We start from the raw sequence: 13879 nt of genomic DNA on the forward strand, positions 1-13879 counted from the left end.
ATTTATATCATTTGTGATAATACGGCAATTTAGCCGTATATCATTCGTGATGTATCGCACGTCTGATGTGAAATGTTAAAGCCCTTCGACAATGCTCAGGGCAGGCAAACCCAGCTAAAATTCTTGAGACTCCGTAATCTGATTACAGACTACTTCGCTCAGGAATTTCTACTGGACAGGCATGGTGTGTGATACACACCAACAACTAGTCAATCCCCGCACCAAAGTCTTGATGCTACACAATCTGGTTACAGACTGCTTCGCTACAGGATTTTGTGCGGGATAAATGCACTTTCCTCCATAACGATCAGGCTTATGCAGATAAACTGCGACCTGATTGTTATGGTCGTAAAAAGTCAATGGGACTATTAGTACTTCTCACCTCAATGCGTCACCGCACTTTCAGTTAAAGCCTATCAAACTGATCGTCTTTCAGTGTCCTCTAGGAGCCTGCCTGCAAAACTTACTCTGGCTAAAACCAGTATATTTTGGGCTGCAAAATATAAAATGTTCGTCAACGTACCTTATAGGTATGCATCCTCGCATTTTAACTTTTTCGCTCCAAAATCTACCAAGTTTTACCTTGATAAGTAAGCCTTACAGGCAGGCTCCAGGGAAATCTAATCTTGGGTGAGGCTTCGCGCTTAATATGCTTTCAGCGCTTATCCTTTCCGCACATAGCTACCCAACCATGCCATTGGTATGACAATTGGTACACCAGCGGTGCGTCCATCCCGGTCCTCTCGTACTAGGGACAGCTCCCCTCAAATTTCCTATCGTCCACAGCGGATATAAACCGAACTGTCTCACGCGTGTACATCTTAAGGTGTTCATGTCTTAAGACTTATCCTCCATTACTGAAGGCACGGACTATATCTTCACCCTTCTTTATGTATTAAAGTTAGGGGCTGACGTATTATAGGTCACTGGTTGTGAGTCCTATCTCTCTGTCTGGTCTAGTGACAGATCAGTCTCTACGGGGACAAGTAAGCCACGCTCCTGCAAAAAAGTGATGACTTGTGCGTATCCGTTAGTGCGTTTCTTTGAATAGTTAAATGTAGCGGTCTTATCGACCAGCTCACTTAACCGCACCAACCTTCTGGCGGTCATTTTTCGTTGCTCGGGATGTTGTTTGATTAATCTCAAGACATCTCTAGCGAGCACTTTTTTGAGTCGAAGAAAGGGATACAGAAGCAACAATACATGTTCTACTTCTCTTAAGCCGACTATGGTGTATTCGCTCATCCCGTCAGGGCGTCGGCGAACATATCCGTAGCCTAGCTGCTCCTTCAGCCAAAGGAGAAAATCTTGATGGTTTGTTTTCTGGTAGAAAACAACACTAACTCTAATCTGAAAACCCAATCGATAATCCTTGCGGCTTATCAATTGCGCCATAATTGAGCCATCTCCATCTAAGAATCCAGCTATGTAGGCCTTTTCTTCATCTTGCATGGTCATTACTGTCTTCCCTCGGTATTGCCCTCTGGATCGTTCGTTTATCCAGGTGGGGTTTCACCGATATTAGTCAGATTTAGTGTTTTTTTCGCTATAAAGCGAAGATGCGATGTACATCAACACATTACCACTTTTCAGTGGTAGAACGCAATGTAATTTACGTTCTGAACCCAGCTCACGTACCACTTTAATCGGCGAACAGCCGAACCCTTGGAAGATGCTCCACCTCCAGGATGTGATGAGCCGACATCGAGGTGCCAAACAGCGCCGTCTATGTGAACTATTGGGCGCTATAAGCCTGTTATCCCCGGGGTAACTTTTATCCGTGTGCGTCGTCGATCCCACGTTCATGTACAAATGTACGTACGACGGGTCACTAGCTCCCACTTTCGTGTCTGTTTGGCTCGTAGGCCTCACAGTCAAGCTGGCTTATGCGCTTGCACTATCAGTTCGATTTCCATCCGAACTTAGCCAACCTTTGAACGCCTCCGCTACTCTTTAGGAGGCAACCGCCCCAGTTAAACTACCCACCAGACACTGTTCCCGAACCGGAAATTACCAACAATTTCCGGTTCAGTTAACGGCTGACAGTATACAGACAACAGTCTTTAAACTGTTTACTGTTAACCATCTACTGTTAACCTGCGGAAAATTGTTAACAATTTTCGGCTCAGGTGAGTACAAGATCGTAACAAGGGTGGTATTTCACCGGTGGCTCCACCTACGCTAGCGCGTAGGCTTCAAAGCCTCCCACCTATCCTACACATGTTACGACCCGGCACAATGTCAAGCTGTAGTAAAGCTCCACGGGGTCTTTTCGTCCTGCTGCGGACAGACGGCATCTTTACCGTCAATGCACTTTCACCGAGCTCTTCGTCGAGACAGTGCCCAAATCATTACTCCATTCGTGCGGGTCAGAACTTACCTGACAAGGAATTTCGCTACCTTAGGACGGTTATAGTTACCGCCGCCGTTCACTGGGGCTTCAGTTCGCACCGTGAAGCGCTCCCCTTAACCTTCCAGCACCGGGCAGGAGTCAGCCCCTATACATCCACTTTCGTGTTAGCAGAGACCTGTGTTTTTGGTAAACAGTTGCTTGGGCTCCTTAGCTGCGGCCCCGTCACACTATCTACCACGATAGTGCCCTTTTGTAGGGGTCAGCTTCCTTCTGATTTGTTTGTCTCGAGTATTACTCGTTTATACAGGTCCTTGCAAGAAGTTAAAAACTTGCATGAACTACTGTTTTGATCTCGTTTTCAAAAGAAAACTGGCTTTACATGTCACACGTGATAAACACTGTGACGGGGCAGACCTTATCCCGAAGTTACGGTCGCTGTATTGCCGAGTTCCTTGACGAAGATTCACTCGTACGCCTTGGTCTTCTCGACCTGAGCACCTGTGTCGGTTTGCGGTACGGATAGCCATGCACATAAGTTTGGAAGCTTTTCTGGTCAGCACTCTCACAAGAATCAGCCTGTTAAGGCCTCTCATTCGTGGTTGTTACGCCACTTAGACGGGTATAACCATGAACCCGCTCCTGCTAACATGCCGCGCACTCCAAACAATACAAGACTAGTACGGGAATATTAACCCGTTGTCCATCGCCTACGCTACGCGCCTCGGCTTAGGACCGACTAACCCTGGGACGATTACCGTGGCCCAGGAAACCTTGCTCTTTCGGCGGGCAGGATTCTCACCTGCCTTATGGTTACTCATTCCAACATTCTCACTTGATACCGCTCCACCAGACCTTACGATCTAACTTCAGCGCAATATCAACGCTCCTCTACCGCTCGCGCGATGCGCAAGAAACTCCAGAAACCAAAAACCAAAATTCAGAGAAAGACCAAAAATCAAAGATTTGAAAATTGAAGTTGAGACTTATCTGAAATTTGAAGTTTGAGGTTTGAAATTTCTTGCGCATCGCACAAGCCCATATCTTCGGTGCTATGCTTTAGCCCCGTTACATTTTCCGCGCGAGATCTCTTGACGAGTGAGCTGTTACGCACTCTTTAAATGAATGGCTGCTTCTAAGCCAACATCCTCGTTGTTTAAGAAATCTCACCTCGTTTCCCACTTAGCATAGACTTGGGGACCTTAGATGATGGTCTGGGCTGTTTCCCTTTCGAGCGCCGAGCTTAGCCCCGGCGTTCTGACTGCTGTAGTTCCACTGATGGTATTCGTAGTTTGTCAAGGGTGGGTACGATCACTCGCCCCAGTCCGAAACAGAGCTCTACCCCCATCAGCTACCGTACAACGCTAGCCCTAAAGCTATTTCGAGGAGAACCAGCTATCTCCAGGTTCGATTGGCATTTCACCGCTAACCACAGGTCATCCGAGCATGTTGCAATATGCGACGGTTCGGTCCTCCACGTAGTTTTACCCACGCTTCAACCTGCCCATGGTTAGGTCACCTGGTTTCGGGTCTACTCCGCATAACTAAATCGGCCTATTCAGCCTCGCTTTCACTACGCCTCCGTCAAATGACTTAGGCTTGCTATGCAGAGTAACTCGTTGGATCGTTCTACAAAAAGCACGCCGTCACCCTGCAGTAGACTTTCGATCAGTTTTGCTACGCAAAACCGTATCCATTCGCAAAGCGAATGGCATCGAAAGCTCACTGCAGGGCTCCGACTCCTTGTACGCACACAATTTCAGGTTCTATTTCACTCCCCTTCCGGGGTTCTTTTAACCTTTCCCTCACGGTACTAGTTCACTATCGATCGTAAGATATATTTAGCCTTGGGACGTGGTCGTCCCGGATTCAGTCAGGGTTTCACGTGTCCCGACCTACTCGACATACGGCTCGCGCTTTGCACGAGCAAGTTAAAAGCCGAAAGTTAAAAGTTAAAAGCCCTAAGACTTTATACTTTAAAACTTTATATACTTTTCACTCGCTTGTGCTCCGCACAAGCCCTACAAATATAAGGTTAGCGAGACTTGGCATACCGGGCTTTCACCGTCTCTGGCGGAACTTTCCAATTCCTTCTGCTCGCCTCGCTAATTTCTGACCTTATGCAGACTAATGGTAGCGTCTGCAGCCTTATGCAAAGACTGAATAAATTCAGTTCCTGCAAAAGGTTGTTTGTAGTGTCACAACCCCCATTATGCATTAGCCTACCAGCCTTACCGGCTGCATCTCGCTTCGCTCGAGCTAATGCAATAGATGATAGTTGATAGATGATAGTTGATAACAAATGTCATTAACTATTAACTATTTTCCTATTAACTATTGCTCTAGCTTGTCGAACAAAGTGAGACACAGCTGGAGCATAAAAGGTTTGGGCTCTTCCGCGTTCGCTCGCCACTACTAACGGAATCGTTGTTTACTTTCTCTTCCTCGAGGTACTAAGATGTTTCAGTTCCCCCGCTTACCGCCATATAGCCTATGAATTCAACTATAGGTGACTAGACATGACTCTAGCCGGGTTTCCCCATTCGGAAATCTTCGGTTCAAAGCTTAGTCAGCAGCTCCCCGAAGCTTATCGCAGCTCCTCGCGTCCTTCATCGGTATCTTACGTCAAGGCATCCTTTGTGTGCGCTTGTGTAACTTTTTACGATTCCACAACTTGTAACACTTTAGCCTACCGTCCAGCAAAGCTGGCCGCACTGCTAAAGCTCTTGAGGTATTGCTTTGTCAGAAACTGTGCTACTCCTTCACCGTATTAATATACGGCACAGTCCGTTGCTTGTTTCTTCCGTGCACTGCACTCAAGTACGAAGTTATGGGTCATTAAGTGCAATCCTTCTTCGCTTCCAAAGGAAGCTACGAAGGACCGTTCATAGCCTAAAAGGCGACGAACGGTTGACTAGTTGTTGGTAATTACCAACTACTCACAACTTCGCATCGCGCTGACTGCTCGCCAGCAGAGCTGCCGATCTGTCATCACTTTTGGCGCATCACTGCGTCAGTTACTCCGATACTCGCTCACCGTACTATTAGTACGACTCGCTCCGTTTCTCATAACTTCCTTGTGCTGCATCCAAATGCAATAGTTGTGTTGCCGTTTGCCTTATTTCTCATTTCTTTACATCAGATTGTTAAGATACAAACTCAAGACATCCCCACTGTAAGAATATATCTTGCTGCGTATAGAACTTGAGTTTACGTTTCTGGCTTGGCGGTTTAGACGTCAAACAAATGACCTAAACTCAAGCAGCCAGAACATCTTATCACCATTAACAGAGGCGGTCAACCCTATTCTGCTGTAAAACTTCCTACAACTTAACTCCTAAAACAGTGTGTTTACTCGCACAAAGACGGTTGGCTTGTCTTATTCCTCCGTTTACGCTAGAATTACCGGAGTAATTTTGCATGGGGCAATAGCTCAGTTGGCTAGAGCACCTGCTTTGCAAGCAGGGGGTCCGGGGTTCGAGTCCCCGTTGCTCCACCAAAAATTACACTCAAACAAGGCCGGTCGGCTAAGTTGGCCGGAGAGCGTTACCGAGGATATACTTTTACAAACATTGAGTTTTTCTGATGGGGCTATAGCTCAGTTGGTTAGAGCGCGTCACTGATAATGACGAGGTCGATGGTTCGAGTCCACCTAGCCCCACCAAAAATATTCAATATATTGACTTCAAGCGTAGCGCCTAATGACGAGGTCGATGGTTCGAGTAACTCATTTGCCCACAAATTAAAACATCCTATATAGGGTGTTTTTTAACTACAGCTAGATAACAGTTACTACAACTATAAAAATCACTGCTATATGCAGTGCTTGATCAACATGAATACCGTATAGCCCCTCTTCCTTGCCTAATTTTTTGTGCAGCCACTTTGATGCTTTGCCAAAATCAATTAACCAGTGAGCCGACCCAATGATAGCTGCTGCCAAAATACTGCCTGATAATAGTCCCGCAATTATCGCGTGAATAAACGCATGAGAGGTCAAAGCATGTATGCCCATAGGGTCAAGGAATATGAGTTGCTTTTTGGCTGCCATATGCTGACTCTGTAGACCAAAGTCCGCTAGGTAGTGCCCTGCGATCAACGTAAGTAGTAGTACAAAATCCATAAAGCCCCCATTGCCTGTCCGTCTAAGTATACACCGGAACTAAAAAGAGCCCATCTCGCAATGTTGGGCTCTTTTCTTTTCGCTATACAGCGAACGGCTTCTCGTCTCATTTTACTGAGAATTTGGTCTCTTCCTCGGGAAGAGCAGCCGGAGCGTCGGATTTATTCCGCGCGCCACGCGATGAGAAACCCTGAAAGGGTGTCTCATACCCGTTAAAAACCTAAGTAGTGCAAATCGAACGTCATATTCGGGTACAGAACTGCTATCTTGCCCCTCACCACTTCCGTTGACAATCCTTCGCTTTTGAAAGTATGGCCATAAGGACATATCTTCCAAGCATTTAAGATTTTCACTAGAAGTGGTGAGGGGAAACGTACATTGCCAGTACTGTGTTTACAATGTACCAAGATCGACCTAGCTAAAGCCTATCGGCTAGTCGTTAGTCGCCGGTCGCTAGTAGCTAGAAAAACTAGTGACTAGAGACTTTTGACTAGAGACTAACCAAGCTTCGCTTGGTTTTCTCCCTAGAAAGGAGGTAATCCATCCGCAGCTTCCGCTACGGATACCTTGTTACGACTTAACCCCAATCATCTCCCCTACCTTAGGCCTAGGCAAGCTAGGACGTCAGGTATTGGCGACTTTCATGGTTTGACGGGCGGTGTGTACAAGACCCGGGAACGTATTCACGGTAATGTGCTGACTTACCGTTACTAGCGATTCCGACTTCAAGGAGGCGAGTTTCAGCCTCCTATCCGAACTGGGACCGGCTTTGATGGGATTTGCTCCGTCTCGCGACTTGGCTGCCCTTTGTACCGGCCATTGTAGCGTGTTTCTAGCCCCAGGCGTAAGGGTAATACTGACCTGACATCATCCCCTCCTTCCTCCCTGTTGCCAGGGCAGTCTAGCTAGAAAAATCCAACTAACTATAAGGGTTGCGCTCGTTGATGGACTTAACCAAACATCTCACGACACGAGCTGACGACGGCCATGCAACACCTGTCACTTGGTTCCAAAAGGCACAGTTCCCTTTCGGGAGCCTTCCAAGGATGTCAAGCCTGGGTAAGGTTCTTCGCTTACCTTCGAATTAAAGAACACGCTCCACCGCTTGTGCGGGTCCCCGTCAATTCCTTTATGTTTTAAGCTTGCGCTCGTACTCCACAGGCGGGATGCTTAACGCGTTAGCTTCGCTACTAGAAGGGTCGATACTCCTAACAGCTAGCATCCATAGTTTACGGCGTGGACTACCGGGGTATCTAATCCCGTTTGCTACCCACGCTTTCGTGTCTCAGTGTCAGGAACGAGCCAGTCGCCTGCCTACGCCATCGGTGTTCCTCCTAATATCTACGGATTTCACTCCTACACTAGGAATTCCAGCGACCTCTCTCGTCCTCTAGCTTAGCAGTTCAAATAATGGATATGAGGTTGAGCCCCACGATTTCACTATTTGCTTACTATGCCACCTACACAACTCTTTACGCCCAGTAATTCCGGATAACGCTTGGATCCTCCGTATGACCGCGGCTGCTGGCACGGAGTTAGCCGATCCTTATTCCTTTGCTACCGTCATATTCGTCACAAAGAAAAGCAGTTTACAACCCGAAAGCCTTCATCCTGCACGCGGCGTTGCTCCATCAGACTTTCGTCCATTGTGGAAAATTCCCTACTGCTGCCTCCCGTAGGAGTCTGGGCCGTTCTCAGTCCCAGTCTGGCTGATCATCCTCTCAGACCAGCTAATGATCATCGCCTTGGTGAGCTATTACCTCACCAACAAGCTAATCATGCGCAGGCCGTTCCCAAACCGCCGAAGCTTTAATGCGCCTCGCACAAGCGAGAGCGCAATAGATGATAATTGACAGATAATAGATGATAATCGGTTAAATTTTATCTATTAACTATTTCTAATTAACTATTGTCTCGCCTATGCGAGACGCACCACATGCGGTATTAGACACCATTTCTGGTGCTTATCCCTCAGTTTGGGGTACGTTCCTACGTGTTACTCAGCCGTCCGCCGCTCGCCATCACTTCTCACTAAAGCGCGAAGTGTAGTAGAAAGTTAGAAGTTTTAAAGTTAAAAGTCATTCGACTTTATACTTTTTACTTTATAGACTTTTTACTGCTTCGAACCTCAGTGAGAAGCATGTTGCCGCTCGACTTGCATGTATTAGGCACGCCGCCAGCGTTCATCCTGAGCCAGGATCAAACTCTCCAAAAAAATGTTGAGCTCACTGCGATACATTTTTTGGAGCCATGTCGTATGACGTGGCCAAAAAAACGGATCACCCTATCATGCGATAGGGCATGAACTCTCCATAAAAAGAGCGAAGCGAATTTTTATGGAGCCCTGTCGAATGACAGGGCAAAAAACTCACAACTCTCTAAAGAATTTAATTTGACTTCAGTCGAACATCTCAACGAATTGAGATAATTACTGACTAAAATGTAGACCTGTAAACAGGTCTTTCAAAAACAATTCATTTGAATTGACGTTGATTTGCACTACATAAGTTTTTAACGTTCTAGAACCTTACATCGCCTCGGCCTATCTCTTGGCCAAGCCAAGAACTCTGCCGATGCTTTTGGTCTCATATTAGATTTTTCTTCTCGTTACTCCTTCATCGTACGAAAAGCACGCTTCAGTCCGTTACGATAAGAATAAATCGCATTTGAGCCTTAACTGTAAAGTTCTATTCTTTAGAGACACTTTAACAAAGGCCTCGAAAGACTCGTACTATCCTACCTGTTGCCGGCTCCCCTGTCAAGCAATTTTATTAGCGTAAGCAAATTTACAACGTTTGTGGTCAGATTACTCTGTTTTTTCTTCGGTTTCGTCGGTAGGCGGTGTCACGTCAACGAGTGCCAAAGATACAACCTTATCGTCATCATTAAGGCGCATAATCCTCACGCCCTGTGTTGCTCGACCTAATGCCGGAATATCTTTTAGACCCAACCTTATAGTTTGACCCTGAGAAGATATGATGATTACCTCCTGGTTCTCATCGACCAACGACTTCACGCCGATAAGTTGACCAGTCTTTTTATTAACAATTGCCGAGCGAATACCTACACCACCCCTTGCGTGTGGAGTAAATTGCGAAACCTTGGTACGTTTGCCGTAGCCATTTTCGCTAATCACAAAGATATTTGAACCCTCTTGAACAATGTCCATGCCGATTACATAATCACCACCTCGCAAACGAATACCACGCACACCACGAGCCACTCTGCCCATTGGCCGCACATCCTTTTCATGAAAACGAATCGCTTGACCCTGGGAAGTCGAAATAACAATCTCATTGTCGCCGTCAGTCATACGTATCCACTTCAGTTCATCACCATCATCAAGGTTTATAGCTATCAAGCCAGAACTGCGCACGTTCTTATACTGCTCAAACGGTGTCTTTTTAACGACTCCCCTGACCGTACACATAAATAGGTGACCGCCGTTCATTTGCTTGGTTACATTAATAACGGCACTCACCGTCTCCTCTGGTTGCAGTTGCAACAAGTTGACAATAGCAACACCCTTGGCATTTAAGCCTACAGCCGGAACTTCATAAGTTTTGAGCCGGAACACTCGTCCCTTGTTTGTGAAAAACAAGAGGTAGTCGTGCGTACTAGCATATACGACATGCTCTATAACATCTTCTTCTCGAGTCGCCATGCCACGCTTACCTTTACCGCCACGATTTTGTCTTCGGTAATCATTAATCTGTGATCGTTTTATGTAGTTCGCGGACGTTAGTGTCACAACTACTTGCTCGTCAGGAATCAGATCTTCGTCACCGAGTTTGCCAAGCTCTTGTGGAACAATTTTTGTACGTCGTTCATCGCCAAACGTTTTCTTAACTTCAAGCAGCTCGTTTTTAATAATCTTTAGTATTTTTACTTCACTGGCTAAAATACTTTCCAGCTTTTCAATCAATTTCAACAGTTCTACTAACTCGTCTTCAATCTTCTTTCTTTCCAAGCCAGCTAGTGTGCGCAGCTGCATAGCCAGGATAGCTTTAGCCTGAATTTCAGATAGCTTGAACTGTTTGATTAAATTCTCTTGCGCTTCTTCGGTCGTCTGGCTCGCTCGTATGGTCGCAATAACTTTATCGATGTGGTCAAGTGCAATCTTTAGACCCTCTAGTACATGAGCTCGCTCTTTAGCCTTTCTTAGCTCAAACTCAGTGCGCTTCCGTATGACCGATACGCGATGTTTAATGTATTCTTGCAAAATGTCCTGCAAGCCCAGCACTCGAGGCTGGATACCGTCAACCAGGGCGAGCATATTAAAGTGGAAACTGGTTTGTAGCGGTGTCATTTTATATAGCTGATTGAGCACTTTTTTAGGATAGGCGTCTTTTCTAAGCTCAATGACAATCCGCACGCTACCTCGAGCACTTTCATCACGTAAATCAGATATGCCAGTTAGCTTCTTGTCTTTCACAAGATCAGCAATTTTTTCAATCAGCGTGGCTTTATTAAGTGAGTAGGGTATTTCGGTCACAATTATTGAGTGACGGCCTTTTTTGCTTTCTTCAATGTCGGCGACGGCACGCACCATAATGCCTCCACGCCCTGACGTGTAGGCATTCCTGAGCGACTCTTTGCCGTAAATTATGCCGCCTGTAGGGAAATCTGGACCTTTTACATATTCCAAGAGGTCGTCAACAGTAGCTTCCGGGTTGTCTATCATGTGTACCGTGGCATCGACAAGCTCGTTCAAGTTATGCGGCGGAATATTAGTTGCCATACCTACAGCAATACCCATTTGACCGTTCAAGAGCAGATTAGGTAGCTTGGCCGGCAGTACCGATGGCTCACGCTCACTGCCATCGAAGTTATCGCGAAACGGTACGGTTTCTTTTTCGATATCTGCCAACATTTCTTCGGCTGCTTTAGCCATCTTAGCCTCGGTATAGCGCATAGCAGCTGGTGGGTCTCCGTCCATAGAGCCAAAGTTACCTTGACCGTTAACCAACATATAACGCATCGCCCAGCTTTGCGCCATACGTACCATTGAGTCGTATATTGCAGTGTCACCATGTGGGTGATATTTACCGATGACATCACCAACGATACGTGCACTTTTTACAAACTTCGAACCAGGCCTCCAGCCATTCTTGCCCATCGAGTACAAGATTCGCCGATGCACCGGCTTAAGGCCGTCGCGAACGTCCGGCAATGCACGAGCAATGATAACGCTCATAGAGTAACGAAGGTAGCTATCCTCCATGACGTTTTCAACAGAGAGGTTCTCGAGTGTCTTAGAGTGTGTCTGCAATGGTTCTTGTGGCATGATATCGCCTTCTAGTGGTGTGTTGTTTTCTTCATCCATGACTAAATATCCAGTTCCTCAGTATTTGCAAATTTGGCGCGTGCCTGTATAAAGTTCTTACGCATTTCAACCTCTGTACCCATAAGTTTACTAAAGATAGCATCGGCTTTCTCAGCATCCTCTACCTTGACCTGTATAAGTACTCTGTTCTCTGGATTCATCGTGGTATCCCATAGCTGATCAGCATCCATTTCACCAAGACCCTTATAGCGACTTACCTCGGCACCTGCTTGTTTAATGACGTCGTCTGTAATATCGATAGCAGTACCACGTTCACCTTTTTTGGCAATCATATCTTTGAGTATATTGTCGCGCTCCTCATCAGAATACGCATACTCTTTACGCTTACCTGCTTTAACTAGGAACAGTGGTGGTTTAGCCAAGTATAGATGGCCTCCATCTATGATTTCTCTCATGTAGCGGAAGAAAAATGTCATTAGAAGAGTAGAAATGTGACTACCATCGACGTCGGCATCGGTCATTATAATAATACGTCCATAGCGTAGCCTATCCATATCAAGCTGCTCGCCTATGTTCACCCCTATTGCTGTAATTAAGCTCTTAATCTCATTATTGGCATACATTTTGTCTAGCCGAGCTCGCTCTACGTTTAGTACCTTACCTCGTAACGGCAAGATTGCCTGCGTCTTACTGTCGCGCCCACTTTTTGCCGAACCACCAGCTGAGTCACCCTCTACTACATACAACTCAGAGTTAGCGGGATCTTTGCTAGAACAATCAGCTAACTTGCCCGGTAATGATGTACTATCCAGGACGCCTTTACGAATTACGTTATCGCGAGCGGCACGGGCAGCGGCACGGGCACGAGCTGACAAAATTGCTTTACCGACAATTTTTTTGGCTATCGCCGGATGTTCTTCGAGGTAATAGGAGAGGTACTCGCCAAGTACTTGTTCTACGTAACCACGTACCTCCGGGTTGCCTAGCTTGTTCTTGGTCTGTCCTTCAAATTGCGGATCAGGTAATTTAACGAGAATAACTGCCGTTAAACCTTCGCGAGTATCTTCTCCGCTCAGGTTGTCTTCTTTTTCTTTCAATAGACCATTTTTGCGTGCGTAGTCGTTGATAACTCTTGTCAGCGCTGCGCGAAAACCAGTTAGGTGCGTCCCGCCGTCTGGGTTGAATACGTTGTTAGCAAAAGCCTTTATTGTCTCGGAGTAGGTATCGGCATACTGAAGTGCAATTTCCACCATTGAGTCACTGGTCTGTTTTTCTACATAAAACACATCTTCATCGATAATATCCTTACCAAGATTAAGGTGCTTAACATATGACTGGATGCCACCTTCGAAGTAAAAGCCAAACCTTTCGTCGGTTCTCTCGTCATGAATATGCGTCCGAAGTCCTTTAGTTAGGTAAGCCTGGTGTCTAAGATAGTCAACAACCCACTCATACTCCAGCTCTACTGATTCTTTAAATATCGTATCGTCTGGATAAAACGTAATGGTTGTGCCGGTGTCACTAGCCTCGCCTACTTTCTTGACCGGAGTCAACGGTACGCCACGCTCATACTCCTGTCTGTAAGATGCTCCGCCACGGCGAACCTCAGCGACTAATTTAGTAGACAATGCGTTAACAACACTAATACCAACACCGTGCAGACCAGACGACACCTTATATCCGCCGCCACCAAACTTACCTCCGGCATGCAATACCGTCAGCACCGTTTCTAGCGCGCTCTTGCCAGTCTTAGCCATTTTATCTACAGGAATACCACGGCCGTTATCTCTCACGTTTAAGCCACCGTCAGCCTGCATGGTCACCCATAAATCTGTTGCGTGACCAGCGATAGCCTCGTCAACCGAGTTATCGGCAATCTCTTTTATTAGATGGTGAAGTCCGTCATGACCGGTGCCACCAATATACATTCCTGGTCGCTTGCGTACCGGTTCCAACCCCTCGAGCACTTGAATTTGTGCTGAATCATATTTTTTTTGTTTAGCCACTAGTAATAACCCTCTTACAGTCCCCTTAGTAGTTATGCCCTTGCAGTCCAGTATAAAGTATTTGCCCCTGCGAAACAACTCTAGCACTAATCAATATCTATTAGTTGTCTTCA

At 46.3% G+C, this 13879-nt stretch carries 3 protein-coding genes, 2 tRNA genes and 2 rRNA genes; 2 read left to right on the forward strand and 5 right to left on the reverse strand.

What is annotated here, in order from left to right; translation table 11 throughout:
• Window positions 1-347 precede the first annotated feature (347 nt).
• Window positions 348-5012, reverse strand: a 23S ribosomal RNA gene (locus tag U5K77_01020).
• 760 nt (window positions 5013-5772) lie between these two features.
• On the opposite strand from U5K77_01020, the gene U5K77_01025 reads away from it, so the two are divergent.
• Window positions 5773-5849, forward strand: a tRNA-Ala gene (locus tag U5K77_01025).
• 88 nt (window positions 5850-5937) lie between these two features.
• A tRNA-Ile gene (locus U5K77_01030) sits at window positions 5938-6014 on the forward strand.
• A 114-nt stretch (window positions 6015-6128) separates the two neighbouring features.
• Here the strand turns inward: U5K77_01030 and U5K77_01035 are convergent.
• The 4 genes from U5K77_01035 to gyrB form a co-directional block, all read right to left on the reverse strand.
• On the reverse strand, window positions 6129-6473 hold the full coding sequence (locus U5K77_01035) for a DUF3307 domain-containing protein (protein MDZ7744331.1): 345 nt from the start codon (window positions 6471-6473) through the stop codon (window positions 6129-6131).
• A 528-nt stretch (window positions 6474-7001) separates the two neighbouring features.
• A 16S ribosomal RNA gene (locus U5K77_01040) occupies window positions 7002-8688 on the reverse strand.
• Together the 16S and 23S rRNA genes with 2 tRNA genes alongside form the textbook arrangement of a ribosomal RNA operon.
• A 591-nt stretch (window positions 8689-9279) precedes the next feature.
• Entirely contained in the window at window positions 9280-11799 is a 2520-nt protein-coding gene (gyrA, locus tag U5K77_01045; GenBank protein MDZ7744332.1) for a DNA gyrase subunit A, read from the reverse strand.
• Between the two features lie 2 nt (window positions 11800-11801).
• Window positions 11802-13766 (reverse strand): DNA topoisomerase (ATP-hydrolyzing) subunit B, encoded by a 1965-nt coding sequence (gyrB, locus tag U5K77_01050; GenBank protein ID MDZ7744333.1) that lies wholly within the window; start codon window positions 13764-13766, stop codon window positions 11802-11804.
• Window positions 13767-13879: the final 113 nt, after the last annotated feature.

The sequence above is a fragment of the Candidatus Saccharibacteria bacterium genome, assembly GCA_034521515.1.
Classification (GTDB): domain Bacteria; phylum Patescibacteriota; class Saccharimonadia; order Saccharimonadales; family JAXHMH01; genus JAXHMH01.